Raw genomic sequence first — 18249 nt, 5'->3', positions numbered from 1 at the left:
GGCATCAGGAGTTCCGTTCCGAGTGAGAGTGAGATCCGCGTGTACGCCATCGTGCGCAGCGGTGGTCGCCAGCACAAGGTTGCTGTCGGCGACATCGTTGAGGTTGACAAGATTCCCACCGCCAAGGTTGGCGACACGGTCGAGCTCTCGACCCTGCTCGTGGTCGACGGCGACGCCGTCACCAGCGACCCGTGGGTGCTGGACGGCATCAAGGTCACGGCCGAGATCGTGGACCATCACAAGGGCGCGAAGATCGACATCCTTCGCTACAAGAACAAGACGGGCTACCGCCGTCGCCAGGGTCACCGCCAGCAGTACACGGCGATCAAGGTCACCGGTATCCCCGCGGCTGCGAAGTAAGGGACTGAGAAGACATGGCACACAAGAAGGGCGCATCGTCCACTCGGAACGGGCGCGATTCCAATGCTCAGCGGCTCGGCGTGAAGCGCTTCGGCGGTCAGGTCGTCAACGCCGGTGAGATCCTGGTCCGCCAGCGCGGCACCCACTTCCACCCGGGCTCGGGCGTCGGCCGTGGCGGCGACGACACGCTGTTCGCGCTGAACGCCGGCGCGGTGGAGTTCGGCACCAGCCGTGGCCGCAAGGTCGTGAACATCGTTCCGGTCGCCTGATCAGGCAGCCGTAGAACGTTTTCTTCGCGAGGGCGGACCTCACTTCCCGGTGACGGGAAGCGGGTCCGCCTTTCGCGTGTTGCAGGTATGACATTTCCGTATGTACTGGAGGCAATCCCCATGACCACCTTCGTGGACCGCGTCGAGCTGCATGTCGCCGCGGGTAGCGGAGGCCACGGCTGCGCCTCCGTACACCGGGAGAAGTTCAAGCCGCTCGGCGGACCCGACGGCGGCAACGGCGGCCGTGGCGGCGATGTGATCCTGGTCGTCGAGCAGTCGGTGACCACACTGCTCGACTATCACCACTCGCCGCACCGCAAGGCCACCAACGGCAAGCCGGGCGAGGGCGGCAACCGCTCGGGCAAGGACGGCCAGGACCTGGTCCTGCCGGTCCCGGACGGCACGGTCGTCCTCGACAAGCGGGGCAATGTCCTCGCCGACCTGGTCGGTCAGGGCACCACCTATGTCGCCGCGGAGGGCGGCCGGGGCGGGCTGGGCAACGCCGCGCTGGCGTCGGCCCGCCGCAAGGCGCCGGGCTTCGCGCTGCTCGGTGAGCCCGGCGACGGCGGCGATGTCGTCCTGGAGCTCAAGACGGTCGCCGATGTGGCGCTGGTGGGCTACCCGAGCGCCGGGAAGTCCTCGCTGATCTCCGTGCTCTCCGCCGCCAAGCCGAAGATCGCGGACTATCCCTTCACCACGCTGGTCCCCAACCTGGGCGTGGTCACCGCCGGTTCCACCGTCTACACCATCGCGGACGTCCCCGGTCTGATCCCGGGCGCCAGCCAGGGCCGCGGCCTCGGTCTGGAGTTCCTGCGCCATGTCGAGCGCTGCTCCGTCCTTGTGCATGTCCTGGACACGGCCACGCTGGAGTCGGACCGCGACCCGGTCTCGGACCTCGATGTGATCGAGGAGGAGCTCACGCTGTACGGCGGTCTCGACGACCGTCCGCGTGTGGTCGTCCTCAACAAGGTCGACATCCCCGACGGCCAGGATCTCGCCGAGATGATCCGGCCCGAGCTGGAGGAGCGCGGCTATCGCGTCTTCGAGGTCTCGGCCGTGGCCCATCTCGGGCTCAAGGAGCTGTCCTTCGCGCTCGCGGAGATCATCGCGAAGGCCCGCGCGGAGAAGCCGCAGGAGGAGGCGACCCGGATCGTCATCCGTCCCAAGGCCGTCGACGACGCGGGTTTCACCGTCACCCTGGAGGAGGACGGGATCTACCGGGTGCGCGGCGAGAAGCCGGAGCGCTGGGTGCGGCAGACCGACTTCAGCAACGACGAGGCCGTCGGCTATCTCGCGGACCGGCTCAACCGGCTCGGCGTCGAGGACCAGTTGATGAAGGCCGGTGCCAGGTCCGGCGACGGCGTGGCCATCGGTCCCGAGGAGGACGCGGTCGTCTTCGACTGGGAGCCCACGATGACGGCGGGCGCGGAGATGCTCGGACGCCGTGGCGAGGACCACCGCCTGGAGGCGCCGCGCCCGGCGGCGCAGCGCCGCAGGGACCGGGACGCCGAGCACGACGAGGCGCAGCGGGAGTACGACGAGTTCAAGGCGTTCTAGGGGCCCGACCGGGGCCCGGGCACCGTACCGCCGGCGGGCGGTCATGGCATCGTGCCGTGGCCGCCCGTCGCCGTTGTGGCGGTGGGTGACCATGCGTGACATTGCGTACCCTCTCATCTGGGGCCCCGGGTGCTCCGACGTGAATCTTGTGTGGTGTCCTTCACGTACGACTCCCGGACCCGCGCCATCGGTGCACTGGTCTTCGCAGGTGAATCAGGGGTTGCGCGCCGGTGTCGCCCGGTTGTGGTCCACCTTGCGAGAGGATTGCCACGGGTGGGACCATCGCTACATCCTCTGAGCCCGCAAGGTAGGTCAGTTCTGTGTCTGCAACTCCCGCGTCGCCCGTGAAGCCCCGCACCACCGCCGTCGTCCTGGCGGGCGGTACCGGTCAGCGGGTGGGGCTGTCGATCCCGAAGCAGCTGCTGAAGATCGCGGGGAAGGCGGTCATCGAGCACACGCTGTCGATCTTCGAGCAGGCCGACTCGATCGACGATGTGATCGTGCTGATGGCCCCGGGCTATGTGCCCGACGTGGAGAAGATCGTCACCAAGGCCGGACTGAGCAAGGTCAGCAAGGTCATCGAGGGCGGTTCGACGCGGAACGAGACCACTGAGCGCGCCATCGCCGCGCTGGGTGAGGGGCTGGCCGAAGGCGAAGACCGGAACGTCCTGTTCCATGACGCCGTGCGCCCGCTGCTCTCCCAGCGCGTGATCAAGGACTGCGTGGACGCGCTGGACCGCTACCAGGCCGTGGACGTGGCCATTCCGTCCGCGGACACGATCATCGTGACCCGTACGCACGGCGGCGACGGCGAGTTCATCACCGATGTGCCGGACCGGTCCCGGCTGCGGCGCGGCCAGACCCCGCAGGCGTTCAAGCTCTCCACCATCCGCAGGGCCTACGAGGTGGCCGCGGGCGACCCCAACTTCCAGGCCACCGACGACTGTTCGGTGGTGCTGAAGTACCTGCCGGACGTCCCGATCTATGTGGTCGCGGGCGACGAGTACAACATGAAGGTGACGCAGCCGGTCGATGTCTTCATCGCCGACAAGCTCTTCCAGCTCGCCTCCGCCGCCGCCCCCCAGCAGTCCTCCGAGGACGCCTACCGTGAGCTGCTGACCGGCAAGACCCTGGTCGTCTTCGGCGGTTCGTACGGCATCGGCGCGGACATCGCCCAGCTCGCCGAGTCCTTCGGTGCCAAGGTCTACGCCCTGGGCCGCTCCACCACCGGCACGCATGTGGAGAATCCGGAGCATGTCGACGACGCGCTGTCCCGCGCCTACGGCGAGACCGGCCGGATCGACTACGTCATCAACACCGCGGGTGTGCTGCGCATCGGCAAGCTGGCCGAGACGGACAACACCACCATCCAGGAGGCGTTGAACGTCAACTATCTGGCGCCCGTGCAGATCGCCCGCGCCTCCTACAAGTACCTGGTCGAGACAAAGGGCCAGCTCCTGCTCTACACCTCCAGCAGCTACACGCGCGGGCGCGCCGAGTACAGCCTCTACTCGTCGACGAAGGCGGCCATGGTGAACCTCACCCAGGCGCTCTCCGACGAATGGGCCGGCGAGGGCATCCGGGTGAACTGTGTGAATCCCGAGCGCACCGCCACTCCTATGCGCACCAAGGCGTTCGGCCAGGAGCCGGAGGGATCGCTGCTTTCCTCCGAGGCGGTCGCCAAGACCTCGCTCGACGTCCTGCTCTCCGAGCTGACCGGGCATGTCATCGATGTACGGCAGCAGGACCCGACGCGCGGCGCCTCCGAGGCGTCCGATTTCGAGCAGGCGCTCGCCGCCGTACTGGATCGTCAGGAAGATGTGTAATAATTCTCGCTAATTATTGATCCGGGCCTCTGTCGTCGCCGATGTGCGAACTACGGAGGCCCGAGTTCGTGAAGTTCCGTCTTCACACTTTCCTTGCAAGGTCAACAACAGGCACTGTCTGGAGCAGGTTTTACGTGATTTCGACAGCCATTCGCGTGGCCCGTGTGGGCAGCGGATCAGAGCTGGCAGCCGCACTTCTTCTGGGGCTGAGTTTCCCGTGCGTCATGCTCGCCGCGATAATTCCCAATTTCTGGCTCTTCGCGGCGGCCGCAGCCGTGACCTATCTTGCGGATACGTTTCTGCATCAACGCGGCAGCTATTTGGTAAACCGGCTCGCGAAAGTACGGGCCGGTCTGTCGATCCGCTTTCTGATCCGGCAGATGCTGCTGGTGCTGCTCGTCGCGCGGCTGGGGTTCGGTGAGGACCGGATCTTCTATGTGACCGTGGTCGCGGTGCTGGTGTTCTACGCGCTCCAGGCACCGCACGGCGCGATCGTCACCCTGCTCCGGCTGCGCCGCAAGCTTCCCGTGGTCACCCGCAATGTCGACCTCGGCGCCATCCGGATCCCGGACGCGCCGCCGCGGTGGCTGCTCAACCGCTCCGCCGAGAAGATGCTCCACCTGGACCTCTTCGCCATGGCCGGCGTGCTGGTCACGGTGCAGACCCGGGACAACATCTACGGGTACGCGGGCCTGGCCCTCAGCCTGTTCCTGGCCGTCGGTTATGTCCTCGCGCTGCTGCCGTACCTGCGGCCGAGCCGGCTCGTGCCCTCCGCCGACAAGGTGCTCAAGGCGCTGGACGGCTGGCTGGCCGAGTACAAGCCGACCGTGATGCTGTACTTCTCCGGCTCCAAGGAGTCCGCGTACCAGGTCAACATGTGGCTGGAGACGATGGACCAGCTCGAAGGCCGGCCGCTGATCATCCTGCGCGAGCGGGTGATCGCGCAGCAGCTCGGCCCGACGGCCGTGCCGGTGGTCTGCGTCCCCGGCGGCGTGCATCTGATGAACCTGGACCTGTCGACGGTACGGGTCGCGCTGTACGCGGCCAATGTCGGCAAGAACATCCATATGCTGCGGGTCCCGACCATGAAGCACGTCTTCATCGGGCACGGCGACAGCGACAAGATCGCGAGCGTCAACCCGTACAGCAAGGCGTACGACGAGGTGTGGACCGCGGGCCGGGCCGGCCGCGACCGGTACGCGCTGGCCGATGTCGGCGTGCGGGACGAGGACATCGTCGAGGTGGGCCGTCCGCAGCTCGCCCCGATCCAGCCGGCGACGGGCGCGCCGAAGCACTCCGTGCCCACCGTGCTGTACGCGCCCACCTGGGAGGGCTGGGACGACGCGCCCGGCAACACCTCACTGCTGCTGGCCGGCGAGAACATCGTCAAGCGGCTGCTGAAGGCGGAGCCGCCGGTCCGGGTCCTCTACAAGCCGCACCCGTTCACCGGCACCCGGAGCGCCAAGGCGAAGGCCGTGCACGAGCGCATCACCGCGCTGGTGCAGAAGGCCGCCGCCGAGCGTGCCAACGACCCGCGCTGGGCGAAGGAGTCCGCCGGGCTCCGCCAGGAGCAGGCCGCGGCGCGGGCCGAACTGGCCCGTATCGAGGCCCGGCTGTCCGCGCTGTCCGGGGTCGCGGACGCGAGCCGCGACGAGGCCGAGGAGTCCCGCGACGCCACGGCGGACCCGGCCAGGCAGGCCGAGCTGACACGGCTCAGGGACGAGTGGAACAGCGCGTACTGGAGTTCCTTCGGCTGGTGGGAGCACCGGGTCATCGCCGGCGCGGAGCCGCGCCTGTACGACTGCTTCAACGAGTCGGACGCCATGGTCTCCGACATCTCCAGCGTGGTCTCGGACTTCATCGCGAGCGGCAAGCCGTACGCGGTCACCGACTCCGCCGGGCTGGGCGCCGAGGAGTTCAGGCGGCAGAACACCGCCGTACGGGCCGCCGTGATCCTCACCAACAGCGCGAAGGAGCTGGACCAGCTTCTCGGCGCGGTCACCGATCCGTCCTCCGACCGGCTGGCGAGTGCCCGCCGCGAGCTCAAGCGGTATCTGCTGGGGCCCGACGAGCCGACGTCGATGGAGCAGTTCAACGCGGCGACGCTCGCGCTGGCCGCGAAGTCGGAGGCGCGCAATGTGCGCGTCGAGCAGCGGCTCTCGGAGCCCGAGGGGGCGGCGGCGCCGGACGACTCGGCGCCGGCCGACCCCCGGGCCGAGGAGGGCCTGGAGACGGCCACCGACGCGCGGACGGAGCCGGAGAACAACGACGTGGACTCACCCGTACGGGGCTGAGACCGCACGGCCGGTACCCGGGGCCCGGCGGAGCGCTTTCGCGTTCCGCCGGGCCTCTTCGTTTCGCCGGGCGGCCGGTGCGGGCAGCAGAGGTGACGGGCATCACACAGGCTCTCGATCGTGACAAGACAACCAACACCAGGTATCGCTTGTCTTGAATTCTGATGAACGATATGTCTGTTCCTGATGTGAGTGTGATCGTCGGGGCATATGAAGCGATGCCCTACCTGGTCCGCTGCCTGGAATCGGTGGAGGCCCAGACCTGGGCCCACCGCATCGAGATCGTCGCGGTCGACGACGGCTCGACCGACGGCACGGGGGAGTATCTGGAGGAGTTCGCCGCCTCGGCGTCCATCCCGACCACGGTGGTGCGCCAGGCCAACTCGGGTGGCCCCAGCGGGCCGCGCAATGTGGGTCTGGGGCTGGCCCGGGGGCGCTATGTCTTCTTCCTGGACGCCGACGACTATTTCGGCGAGGAAGCGCTGGAACGCATGGTCGCCATGGCCGACCGTGCCGGTACGGATGTGGTGCTCGGCAGGGTGGAGGGGGTCAACAGGGGCGCACCCAAGTCGATGTGGGGCCGTACGGCCGAGCGCGTCGACATCTACAACTCCCAGGTGATCTTCACCTTGAGCGCGCAGAAGCTCTTCCGCCGCGACTTACTCGTCCGGCTGGGGCTGCGGTTCGACGAGGGCCTGAAGACCGGCGAGGACGCGCTCTTCACGATGGAGGCGTACATACGGGGCAACGGCGTCTCGGTGATCTCCGACTACACCTGCTACTACCTGGTCGGGCGGGACGACGGCAAGCATGTGACCAAGAGCGGCGGTTACACCCTGCGGTTCGAGTCGGCGGAGGCTCTGATGAGGCTCATCACCGAACTGGTGCCGGCGGGCCCGAAGCGCGACCGGCTGATGGTCAGACCCTTCACGGTCGGAGTGATCCAGCAGTTCTCACCCCAACTGATGAAGCAACCGGAACGGGTGCGGCGTCACAAGATGGAGCTGGCGGCGCCGCTGATGGCCCGCTACTGGACCCCGGGCGTGGCCGGACGTATCAAGGTCTCCGAGCGGCTGCGGCTGGAGTGCGTCGCGCTGGGCCGGCTCGATCTGCTGCGGGACATCCTGGACTTCGTCGCGTCGGGGACCAGGCCCGAGGTAGTGCACCGGGGCCGCGCGCGCACGCCGTATCTCGTCTTTCCGCACTTCGGGGAGAAGGGCACCGGACTCAAGGACGCGTCGTACGAGGTGACCGTGCCCGACTGGGTGGGGAGGCCGGGCCTGGAGCGCATCGAGGCTCCGAGGGCGGTCCGCCGGCGCAAGTCGCTGGCGCGCAGGCTGGCGCGGCGGCTGCGTACGCGGGTCCGGGGGCTGACCGCACCGGCGCGGGGCGTGTCGCCGGACGCTCCTTAGCCCTGCCGGCGTAGCCGCGGCGGTCCCGGCGTGTCCCGGCGCGCGGGGCGGCACTCCGCCGCCGCGCCCGCCCGCGCGCGGCCCCGGGGCACGCTCCCGCGTACCGCCGAACGCGCTCGACCACCCGTTCCAGGTGTCCATGAGCGGGCCACACCGGAAATCGTAGGTAAAATCATGCTGTCGGGCGAGGCCCGGACAGCATCGGATCGCAGCATGGGAAAGGCATTGTGAAGGCTCTCGTACTGTCCGGTGGGGCGGGCACCCGACTACGCCCGATCACCCACACCTCCGCGAAACAGCTTGTCCCCGTGGCGAACAAGCCCGTGCTCTTCTACGGCCTGGAGGCCATCGCCGAGGCCGGTATCACCGAGGTCGGTGTGATCGTCGGTGACACCGCGGAGGAGATCCGCGAGGCGGTCGGGGACGGCTCCCGGTTCGGCATAAAGGTCACCTACCTCCAGCAGGAGGCGCCGCTCGGTCTGGCGCACGCCGTGCTCATCGCCCGGGACTTCCTGGGCGACGACGACTTCGTGATGTACCTCGGCGACAACTTCATCGTCGGTGGTATCGCCGGTCTGGTGGACGGCTTCCGCGCGGACCGGCCGGACGCGCAGATCCTGCTGACGAAGGTCCCCAACCCGACGTCCTTCGGCGTGGCCGAACTCGACGCCACCGGCCGGGTGGTGGCCCTGGAGGAGAAGCCGAAGGAGCCGAAGAGCGATCTCGCGCTCGTCGGCGTCTATCTCTTCACCCCGGCCGTCCACGAGGCCGTACGGTCCATCGAGCCGTCCTGGCGCGGTGAGCTGGAGATCACCCATGCCATCCAGTGGCTGATCGACCAGAAGCGCGACGTCCGCTCCACCACCATCTCCGGGTACTGGAAGGACACCGGCAATGTCACCGACATGCTGGAGGTCAACCGCTCGGTGCTGGAGACCGTCGAGCCGTGCCGCGACGGCAGCGTCGACGAGGCCACGGAGATCATAGGGCGGGTCAGGATCGAGAAGGGCGCACGGGTGACCGGCAGCCGTATCGTCGGCCCCGCGATCATCGGTGAGGGCACGGTGGTCAGCGACGCCTACATCGGTCCCTTCACCTCGGTCTCCGAGGGATGCCGGATCGAGGACAGCGAGATCGAGTACTCCATCGTCCTGCGGGGCTCCTCCCTCACCGGCGTGCGCCGCGTGGAGGCGTCGCTGATCGGCCGCGACGTGGAGATCACACCCGCGCCCCGTAACCCGTCCGCCCACCGACTCGTCCTCGGCGACCACAGCAAGGTGCAGATTTCCTCATGACGACTTCCGCCGTTCCCAGCGGCACCACCAGAATCCTGGTCACCGGGGGTGCCGGCTTCATCGGCTCGCACTACGTCCGTACGGTGCTGGGCCCCCAGGGCCCCGGCGACGTCGCGGTGACGGTGCTCGACAAGCTGACCTACGCGGGCAACCCGGCCAACCTCGACGAGGTGCGCGGCCACCCCGGATTCGCCTTTGTCGAGGGCGACATCTGCGACCCCGAGCTGGTCGCCAAGCTGATGGCCGAGCACGACCAGGTGGTGCACTTCGCCGCCGAGTCGCATGTGGACCGCTCCATCGACGGCGGCGCCGAGTTCGTCCGTACGAATGTCGTGGGCACCCACACACTGATCGACGCCGCGCACCGCGCCGGCGTCAGGACCTTCGTGCACATCTCCACCGACGAGGTCTACGGCTCGATCGACGAGGGCTCCTGGCCGGAGACCCACCCGCTGGAGCCCAACTCGCCCTATTCCTCGGCGAAGGCGTCCAGCGATCTGATCGCGCTCTCGTACCACCGCACCCACGGCCTCGACGTGCGGGTGACCCGCTGCTCCAACAACTACGGTCACCACCACTTCCCCGAGAAGGTCATCCCGCTGTTCATCACCAACCTGCTGGACGGCAGGAAGGTCCCGCTCTACGGCGACGGCGGCAACATCCGTGACTGGCTGCACATCGACGACCATGTGCAGGGCATCGAGCTGGTCCGTACGAAGGGCCGGGCCGGTGAGGTCTACAACATCGGCGGGGGCACGGAGCTGTCCAACAAGGAGCTGACCGGCCTGCTGCTGGAGGCGTGCGGGGCGGACTGGGACACCAGCGTCGAGTACGTCACCGACCGCAAGGGCCACGACCGCCGTTACTCCGTCGACTGCACCAAGATCCGCACGGAGCTGGGATACGAGCCCCGCAAGGACTTCGCCACGGGCCTCGCCGAGACGGTGCGGTGGTACCGCGACAACCGCGCGTGGTGGGAGCCGCTGAAGGGGCGTGCGGCACTGTGAGCACCTGGCTCGTCACCGGGGCCGGCGGCATGCTCGGCCAGGACCTGCTGTCCCGGCTCGCGGCCGGCGGGGAGCACGCGGCCGGTCTTGACCGGGCCGCGCTGGACATCACCGACCCCGGCGCGGTGCGCGCCGCGCTGGCGGCCCACGCGCCGGACGTGGTGGTCAACTGCGCGGCCTGGACGGCGGTTGACGACGCGGAGGCCAAGGAGAGCGAGGCGCTCGCGGTCAACGGCACAGGACCCCGGGTCCTCGCCGAGGCGTGCGGGGAGTCGGGCGCGGTCCTGCTCCAGGTCTCCACGGACTACGTCTTCGCCGGGGACGCGGACACGCCGTACGCGGAGGACGCTCCCACGGCGCCGCGCAGTGCCTACGGCCGTACCAAGCTGGCCGGGGAGCGCGCGGTGCTGGAGACCCTGCCCGACACCGGGTACGTGGTCCGCACGGCCTGGCTGTACGGCGCGGGCGGCGGCAATTTCGTCCGCACGATGATCAGGCTGGAGGCCGTCAAGGACACCCTGGACGTGGTGGACGACCAGCGTGGCCAGCCCACCTGGACCGGCGACCTCGCGGACCGGCTGGTCCTGCTGGGCCGGGCGGCGCTGGCGGGGACCGCCCGGAGCGGGGTCTACCACGGCACCAGCGGCGGCGAGACGACCTGGTTCGGATTCACCCGGGAGATCTTCCGGCTGCTCGGCGCGGATCCGGAGCGGGTCCGTCCGACGACCAGCGAGGCCTTTGTGCGTCCCGCGCCCCGGCCCGCGTACAGCGTGCTGGGACACGAGAGGTGGAAGACGGCCGGGATCGAGCCGATCCGTGACTGGCGTTCCGCACTTGGCGAAGCCTTTCCGGTATTGGTCGAGACTGAGCGCCAAACGGGCGTTACTGGCCAGTAGATGTTTACGTGTGGCACGCGTACCTACTAAGTTCACTGAGAATCAATTCCCTCGTTGTTGATTCTCAGTGAAGGGCCCCTTACGTGGATCGCCACGGCTTCCTGCGCCAACTGCACCGTGTGTACAAGCCCCGCACCTATCTGGAGATCGGGGTCAATGACGGGCGCAGCCTGGCCCTGTCCCGTGTTCCGTCGGTAGCTGTCGACCCGGCTTTCCGGGTGGTCACGGACATCAGTTGTGATGTCCACCTGGTCAAGGCCACCAGCGACGACTTCTTCGCCCGCAAAGACCCGCTGATTCATCTGCGCAACGGCCGCAACCCGTTCCGCGCGCTGGCCCGCCGGGACCCGGTCAACCTCTTCGGCGGAGACCCGAAGCTGGAGCTGTCGTTCATCGACGGCATGCACCTGTTCGAGTTCGCGCTGCGCGACTTCATGAATGTCGAGAAGCACTCCCGCTGGTCCAGTGTGATCGTCCTGGACGACATGCTGCCGCGGGACGTCGACGAGGCGGCGCGCGACCGGCACACCAAGTTCTGGGCCGGGGACGTCTACAAGGTGGCCGCCGTGCTGCGGCGGTTCCGTCCCGACCTGCTGGTCGTCGACGTCGACACCGAGCCGACCGGAGTGGTGGCCATCTTCGGCGCCAACCCGGAGAGCACGGTGCTGAAGAACGCGTACGACAAGATCATCGAAGAGTATGTCGTGCCCGACCCGCAGGTGGTGCCGGACGAGGTGCTGGTCCGCAAGAACGCGGTGCGGCCCGAGGCGCTGCTCGGGGCCGGTTTCTGGCCGGGCCTGATCCGCGCCCGTAATCTGCGCCGCCCCCGGTCGGCCTTCGCGCCGCTGCGCAAGCAGATCGAGACGGTCCTGGGCTGACGGCCCCGGCACATGGGGAAGGGACCGGACGATCCAGGGATTGTCCGGTCCCTTCCCGCTGCCCGTGCGGGTGTGCGCCTTGGACCGGGTCAGTCCCGGGCGGCCAGTCGCGCGTAGTAGGCCCGGCAGTCCTCGTACGACGGGAGCAGGCCCTGGGCCTCGGCCTCCGCGAGGGACGGGGCGGCCGCGTCCTTGTCGGACAGCAGCGGGGTGATGCCCTCGGGCCACTCGATGCCGAGCGCCGGGTCCATCGGGTTGATGCCGTGCTCGCGGCCGGGAGCGTAGCCCTCGGAGCAGAGGTAGACCACCGTGGCGTCGTCGGTCAGTGCCATGAAGGCATGGCCGAGTCCCTCCGCGAGATAGACGGAGTGGTGGTCCACGTCGTCGAGGCGTACCGCCTCCCACTGCCGGTACGTCGGCGAGCCGACCCGGATGTCCACGATGACGTCGAGCACCGCGCCGCGCACACACTTCACGTACTTGGCCTGGCCGGGAGGCACATCGGCGAAGTGGACACCGCGCAGTGTGCCCCGGCTGGACACGGAGCAGTTGGCCTGCGCGAGATTCAGCGGGTGGCCGGCCGACTCGGTGAAGTCGGAGGCCTTGAACCACTCGTGGAAGCTGCCACGGCTGTCCGGAAAGACCTTCGGTTCATGCACCCAGGCGCCTTCGACGGAGAGCTGTCGCATGTGATCACGTCCTTGTTCTGATGTGTTCTGATCCGCTGTGTCGTGCTGTGATTCTGTTCGTTCTGTCGTTCTGTTCGTTCTGTCGTTCCGGAGCACGGGGAAGGTCAGAAGCGGGCCGCGAGGCGGCGCACCCTCTTCCGCGCCGACGAGGGCAGACGGCGCACGATCGGGCCGCCCGCCGAGCGGAGCACCCGGCGCACCACCGCTCTGCGGCGCCGCACCGTCACCAGCCGGACGAGCAGCGGGTCGACCGCGGCGAGACCGCTGTGGTCCAGGCGGATCCGGCCGCCGCCGTTCACGGTCACCTCGCAGAGCGGGAGCCCGGGGCTCTTCGCGCCGTCCAGCAGCACCGACAGCCGCGCCGTGCCGGCGGGCAGGTCCGGTACGCGCGCGGGCAGCGCGAGGTGGGCCCGCGCGTGATCGGGGCGCAGGGTGCCCGGCACGGTCCGGGTGGTGCCGTCGGGAGCGGTGAACACCACCTCGACGGCGCGGGAGCCGGACTTGGCACCGGTGAAGATGTCGAGGCGCAGTTCGAGCCGGCCGCCGGGCATCCGGAGCACCGGGCGGTCCGTGAGGTAAACGGCCATCTTCTTGGCACGGCCCGCGACATCGAAGGTGAGATTGGAGTGCGGGTCCGTGAAGTACGGGATGACCGGGCGGGCGGGCGAACCGAGCAGCGCGGGACGGCACTTGGCGTCCACCTCCGGGGCGCGGTCCGCGCCGAGCCGTGCCTTGCGTACGAGCCCGAGGCCGCGCAGCGGCACCCAGACGTCCCAGAAACCGCGGGAGACCCGGCCGCGTCCCTTGACCGCCTCGGTGGAGACCTGGCCGGAGCCGTGCAGCACGACCTCGTAGGTGTCGCCGTCCAGCTTCTCGATCTTGGTGGTGAATTCGGCGGGGCAGGGCCACTCGACGGCGGTCTCGCGGTTGCGCAGCGAGAGCTCGCCCTTGAAGCCGTCCAGGTCGTCGGTGACATCGAGGAGTTCACCGTCGGGCAGCAGCCCCTCGGTGATGTCCGGGTGCAGGAAGTACCGGCCGCCGCGGCGGACGAGGCGCAGGGGCCGCTGGTCGTCGCCGTGGACCAGCCGGCCGGTCACGGAGAGCGAGGTCTTGCCGTCCGGCTGCCAGTCGAAGTCCTCCAGCCGGGCCGCGCCCTTCACCGAGGCGGCGAAACGCGCGAGCCGGACGAGCCCCTGGCGGTCGTCGGCGCGCAGCAGGGTGGAGCGCAGGCGGGTCAGCGAGCCGAGTCCGTCGTGCACACCGTCGTGCATGAAGTCGTCGGCGAGCGGGCGGATCGCCTCGCACATCTCGTCGAGATACGCCGGATCGAACTTGAGTACGCCGGGTTCACTCAGCCGGCCGAGCATTTCGACCCGGTAGAAACGGCGCAGCAGCCGGTCCCGGAACTCGCCGGGCTCGGTGTTGTCGACGACGACCTGGAGGACTTCGCGGAGGTTGCCGTAGTAGCCGGACGGAATGATCTTCGCCGAGCCGGCGTTCTGCCCGTCGTCCCGCTTCGAGTAGTAGTAGCAGGTGTAATTCCCCAGGATCGAGACGACCTTGGCGGGGAAGTACGCCTGCATCATGTAGAGCTGGTCCTCCAGGCGCCGCTTGCCCTCGGGGTACGCGATGCTGTTCTCGCGGAGGAACTCCGTGCGGAACATCTTGTGCGGGGTGAGGCTGTCGTACAGCGGAGCGTTGCTCAGATCACACTTCTCGCGGTTCACCCTGAAGACGCCGTGCGGGACGCCGCGGAAATTGGAGGCGACCTTGCCGATGACGATGTCGGAGCCATTGCGGTGCCCCATCTCGTACAGCCGCCGCAGGGCGTCGGACGCGAGGTGGTCGTCCTGGTCGACGAATTGGACGTACTCGCCCTTCGCCTCGGACACGCCGATGTTCCTGGGCTTGCCCGGCCAGCCCGAATTGGGGATGTGAATCACCCGGAAATGCGGGTGCTCGGCCGCCAGCTTGTCCAGCCGGTCGGGGCTCTCGTCCGTCGAACCGTCGTCGACGAAAAGCACCTCGAATTCCGCCGCCGGCAGTGTCTGGGCCAGCAGTGAATCGACGCAGGGATCGATGTACTTACCCGGGTTGTACACCGGAATGACGACGCTCACTTTTACTGGCATTACGGAAGGCCCATCTCGTGTGTGGTTGCCCGGGGTTCTGTGCGCGGGGAAGGGGTCGCGGCCGGCGGTGAAGCGCGGGGGCGCCGCAAGCGGCCAGCCTATCCCTGCTCCGGGCGGCAATGTTTCCCATGCGTTGTTGTGCTTGTCTTACACCTGACAGACTGTTGTCACCTCCATTCGGTTGTGCGGATGGCGCGGATTTGATCGACAAGACGGGTGCCCGTTCCCCGTCCCGGGTGGTGGACCTCCGTCCCACCCACTGAAAGGCCCGCCGTCACCGGCCGCCCCTCGCGTACGCTGACCGGCCGGGAGGCGGCCCGACAGTGAGAGCAGAGGCAGAGCACGTGGCAGCGGCACGGCAGGACGTAGTGGCGAAGGCCCGCAGGATCGTCGTGAAGGTCGGTTCCTCCTCGCTCACCACCGCCGCGGGGGGCCTGGACGCCGATCGCGTCGACGCCCTGGTCGACGTGCTCGCGGGCGTCCGCCGCGCCGCAGGCGGCGAGAAGGAGATCGTGCTCGTGTCCAGCGGTGCCATCGCCGCCGGTCTCGCGCCGCTCGGTCTGGCCCGCCGCCCCAAGGACCTGGCCCGCCAGCAGGCCGCGGCCAGTGTGGGGCAGGGGCTGCTGGTCGCCCGCTACACCGCGTCCTTCGCCCGCTACGGCGTACGCGTCGGCCAGGTGCTCCTCACCACCGACGACACCAGCCGCCGGGCCAGCTACCGCAACGCCTACCGCACCCTCGACCAGCTCCTCGGCATGGGTGCCGTCCCCGTCGTCAACGAGAACGACACCGTCGCCACCGACGAGATCCGCTTCGGCGACAACGACCGGCTGGCGGCCCTGGTCGCCCATCTCGTACGGGCCGATCTGCTGGTCCTGCTCTCCGACGTCGACGGGCTCTACGACGGCGACCCGAGCAGGCCGGGCGCCAGCCGGATCGCCGAGGTGCGCGGCCCCGCCGATCTGCTGGGCGTCTCCATCGGCAGCGCCGGCAAGGCGGGACTCGGCACCGGCGGGATGGTCACCAAGGTCGAGGCCGCCAGGATCGCCGCGGCCGCCGGTGTCCCGGTGGTGCTGACCTCGGCGGGACGGGTCGCGGACGGTCTCGCGGGCCGGGACACCGGCACCTACTTCCACAGCACGGGACGGCGCTCCGCCGACCGGCTGCTGTGGCTCGCCCACGCCTCCACGCCGCAGGGCGCCCTCACCCTGGACGACGGCGCGGTACGGGCCGTGGTCGAGCGGCGCACCTCGCTGCTGCCGGCCGGAATCGCCGCCGTGGAAGGCGAGTTCAGCGCCGGCGACCCGGTCGAGCTGCGGGACACGGCGGGCCGCGCCGTCGCCAGGGGGCTGGTCAACTTCGACGCGAAAGAGATCCCCCAGCTTCTCGGCCGCTCGACCCGGGAACTGGCCCGGGAGCTGGGCCCGGCCTATGAGCGCGAGGTCGTACACAGAGACGATCTGGTCATTCTGCAGTCGTGACCGCGAGCCCGAATCGGCTGAAACCCCGGCCTTTGAACGGGGACCTTCACCAAAACCGCCCCATGCCCTGCCCGGGACTGGTCAACTTTGTCCCAGGGGTACAGGCGGGGTACGCACGACCAACGCACAACAGGAGGCCGCTGGTGAGACGAGCGCGCCCGGGGGCGGTGCCCCGGACGGGGGGCACCGGCCACGCCCGGCGGGCCATGGCGGAAAAACGGACCCTGACCAGCGTCGAAGTGGGGGAGGACGCCGGCGGGGAGCAGCAGCCGGAGCCCGGGTCGGGGACGGACGCGCGGGGGGAGGGGCGCCTGGTGTCGAAGCTCTGGCACATCACGCTCAGCGTCTCGGGCGCCGAGGCTCCGCTGACGGAGGTCCGGCGCGGTCTCGAACAGCTCGCTCATGACCATCCCTTCCTGCTGACCAGCCGGTATGCCAACGATCACGCGGAGATCCGGTACTGGGAGGAGGCCCGGGACCTGCACGACGCCGCCGCGGTGGCGCTGCGGCTCTGGGGCGAGCACCGGTCGTCCGCGAAACTGCCGCCGTGGGAGATCGTGGGGCTGGAGGTCATCGACCGGGAGACGTACCACCAGCGCATCGCGGAGGGCTACGGCCCGCCGCCGGCCGCACCGGTGGGCGTCCATCCCTTCTGATGCCGAGCGGCGCGTGGCCGTTCCCACCTGACGGGCCCCGCCGTGCGGTGTCCCGAAGGGGGCGGTGCCGTCTCGCGAAGCGTCTCGGAGTACGGAATACGTGCGGAATGCCCCCAGGACGCGCACTACCCTGCGGGCATGACCTCGCTCTCGCCGTACGACAACCTCTCCCCGGTGACCAGGGCCGCCTACCGGTCCCGCGCCGCGGCTGCCGACATCGCGCCACTGCCGCGCGCGGCCAAGGACGACGCACTGCTGGCGATCGCGGACGCGCTGGAGGTCCGTACGCACGAGATCGTCACCGCCAACGCCGAGGACGTCGCGCGGGCCCGGGAGTCGGGCACCGGCGAGGCGATCATCGACCGGCTGACCCTGACGCCGGAGCGGGTGCGGGCCATCGCCGCCGACGTACGGGACGTGGCGGCGCTGCCCGACCCGGTCGGTGAGGTCGTCCGCGGCTCGACCCTGCCGAACGGGATCGACCTGCGGCAGGTGCGGGTGCCGCTCGGCGTGGTCGGGATCATCTACGAGGCCCGGCCCAATGTGACCGTGGACGCCGCCGCGCTCTGCCTGAAGTCGGGCAACGCCGTGCTGCTGCGCGGGTCCTCCTCCGCGATCTCCTCCAACACCGCGCTGGTGCGGGTGGTGCGCGACGCCGTGGGCGGGGCCGGGCTGCCCGCCGACGCCGTGCAGCTCGTGCCCGGTGAGGGCCGGGAGTCCGTGCGGGAGCTGATGCGGGCCCGGGGGCTCGTCGACGTGCTCATCCCGCGCGGCGGCGCCTCCCTGATCCGTTCGGTCGTGGAGGAGTCCACCGTGCCCGTCATCGAGACCGGCACCGGCAACTGCCATGTGTATGTGGACGCCGAGACCGATCTCGCCATGGCCGTCGACATCCTGATCAACTCCAAGGCGCAGCGGCCCAGCGTCTGCAACGCGGCCGAGACGCTCCTCGTCCACCAGGACGTCGCGGCCGAGTTCCTGCCGCTCGCGCTGGACGCGCTCGCCGGCGCCGGGGTCACGGTCCACGCCGACGATCGCGTACTGGCCCACGCCGAGGGGACGAAGGCGACGGTCGTGGCGGCCACCCCCGACGACTGGGAGACCGAATACCTCTCGTACGACATCGCCGCCGCCGTCGTCGACTCGCTGGACGCGGCCGTCGCCCACATCCGGCTCTGGTCGTCGGGTCACACGGAGGCGATTGTCACCACCTCGCAGGCCGCCGCCCGCCGTTTCACCCAGTTGGTGGATTCCACGACGGTCGCTGTCAACGCGTCCACGCGGTTCACCGACGGTGGCCAGTTCGGCTTCGGCGCCGAGATCGGAATCTCCACGCAGAAGCTGCACGCGCGAGGGCCGATGGGGCTGCCGGAACTGACCTCGACGAAGTACATCGTGACCGGCGACGGTCACACCCGGTAACGCCGGTGCGCTGGCGAGTGCGGTGGCGGCTGCCCGGCCCCCGGCGGAGGGACCGGGGAGAGTTCGGACTCCGCC

Annotated in this window: 15 protein-coding genes; 13 read left to right on the top strand and 2 right to left on the bottom strand. The window is 69.3% G+C overall.

The features are described from left to right. Positions 1–39 precede the first annotated feature (39 nt). The 10 genes from rplU to ABZ707_RS15810 all read left to right on the top strand — a co-directional run bounded on the left by rplU (position 40) and on the right by ABZ707_RS15810 (position 11794). On the top strand, positions 40–360 hold the full coding sequence (gene rplU / locus ABZ707_RS15855; RefSeq protein ID WP_097869286.1) for a 50S ribosomal protein L21: 321 nt from the start codon (positions 40–42) through the stop codon (positions 358–360). Positions 361–374: 14 nt separating this feature from the next. After that, positions 375–629 carry a 50S ribosomal protein L27 gene (gene rpmA / locus ABZ707_RS15850; protein ID WP_030352365.1) on the top strand — a complete coding sequence of 85 codons (255 nt, stop codon included), beginning with the start codon at positions 375–377 and terminating at the stop codon, positions 627–629. Between the two features lie 120 nt (positions 630–749). After that, positions 750–2186: a GTPase ObgE gene (obgE, locus tag ABZ707_RS15845; protein WP_360173983.1), complete on the top strand. Its 1437-nt coding sequence runs from the start codon at positions 750–752 to the stop codon at positions 2184–2186. A gap of 320 nt (positions 2187–2506) precedes the next feature. Then, positions 2507–4012, top strand: a complete 1506-nt coding sequence (locus ABZ707_RS15840; RefSeq protein ID WP_360173980.1) for a bifunctional cytidylyltransferase/SDR family oxidoreductase — start codon at positions 2507–2509, stop codon at positions 4010–4012. Positions 4013–4146: 134 nt separating this feature from the next. After that, the gene (locus tag ABZ707_RS15835) at positions 4147–6306 is read left to right on the top strand and encodes a hypothetical protein (RefSeq protein ID WP_360173977.1); all 2160 of its coding nucleotides are present in this window, start codon (positions 4147–4149) and stop codon (positions 6304–6306) included. A gap of 164 nt (positions 6307–6470) precedes the next feature. Further along, positions 6471–7718 carry a glycosyltransferase family 2 protein gene (locus ABZ707_RS15830; protein WP_360173974.1) on the top strand — a complete coding sequence of 416 codons (1248 nt, stop codon included), beginning with the start codon at positions 6471–6473 and terminating at the stop codon, positions 7716–7718. Positions 7719–7945: 227 nt separating this feature from the next. Next, on the top strand, positions 7946–9013 hold the full coding sequence (locus ABZ707_RS15825; RefSeq protein ID WP_360173971.1) for a glucose-1-phosphate thymidylyltransferase: 1068 nt from the start codon (positions 7946–7948) through the stop codon (positions 9011–9013). Continuing rightward, positions 9010–10020: a dTDP-glucose 4,6-dehydratase gene (rfbB, locus tag ABZ707_RS15820; RefSeq protein ID WP_360173968.1), complete on the top strand. Its 1011-nt coding sequence runs from the start codon at positions 9010–9012 to the stop codon at positions 10018–10020. Before ABZ707_RS15825 ends, rfbB begins: the two co-directional genes overlap by 4 nt. Then, complete coding sequence (gene rfbD, locus ABZ707_RS15815; RefSeq protein WP_360173965.1) at positions 10017–10916, top strand: dTDP-4-dehydrorhamnose reductase; 900 nt, start codon at positions 10017–10019, stop codon at positions 10914–10916. The genes rfbB and rfbD overlap by 4 nt, the downstream gene beginning before the upstream one ends. Before the next feature lie 83 nt (positions 10917–10999). After that, a complete protein-coding gene (locus ABZ707_RS15810) occupies positions 11000–11794 on the top strand; it encodes a class I SAM-dependent methyltransferase (protein WP_360173962.1) in 795 nt (264 codons plus the stop codon). An 89-nt stretch (positions 11795–11883) separates the two neighbouring features. Here the strand turns inward: ABZ707_RS15810 and rfbC are convergent, their stop codons facing one another. After that, entirely contained in the window at positions 11884–12483 is a 600-nt protein-coding gene (gene rfbC / locus ABZ707_RS15805) for a dTDP-4-dehydrorhamnose 3,5-epimerase (RefSeq protein ID WP_360173959.1), read from the bottom strand. A 104-nt stretch (positions 12484–12587) separates the two neighbouring features. After that, positions 12588–14603 carry a glycosyltransferase family 2 protein gene (locus ABZ707_RS15800; RefSeq protein WP_360173956.1) on the bottom strand — a complete coding sequence of 672 codons (2016 nt, stop codon included), beginning with the start codon at positions 14601–14603 and terminating at the stop codon, positions 12588–12590. A gap of 380 nt (positions 14604–14983) precedes the next feature. Between ABZ707_RS15800 and proB the strand changes: the two genes are divergently transcribed. From proB to ABZ707_RS15785, 3 genes are all read left to right on the top strand, one after another. Next, complete coding sequence (gene proB, locus ABZ707_RS15795; RefSeq protein ID WP_360174905.1) at positions 14984–16096, top strand: glutamate 5-kinase; 1113 nt, start codon at positions 14984–14986, stop codon at positions 16094–16096. 143 nt (positions 16097–16239) lie between these two features. Continuing rightward, entirely contained in the window at positions 16240–16752 is a 513-nt protein-coding gene (locus ABZ707_RS15790) for a hypothetical protein (RefSeq protein ID WP_360173953.1), read from the top strand. A 138-nt stretch (positions 16753–16890) separates the two neighbouring features. Further along, positions 16891–18174 carry a glutamate-5-semialdehyde dehydrogenase gene (locus ABZ707_RS15785; protein WP_360173950.1) on the top strand — a complete coding sequence of 428 codons (1284 nt, stop codon included), beginning with the start codon at positions 16891–16893 and terminating at the stop codon, positions 18172–18174. The last annotated feature ends 75 nt before the right edge of the window (positions 18175–18249 follow it).

It is taken from the genome of Streptomyces sp. NPDC006923 (assembly GCF_040635655.1).
GTDB lineage: Bacteria > Actinomycetota > Actinomycetes > Streptomycetales > Streptomycetaceae > Streptomyces.
The sequence above is the reverse complement of the archived record's forward strand: the minus strand, read 5'-3'. Positions and strand labels throughout refer to the sequence as shown.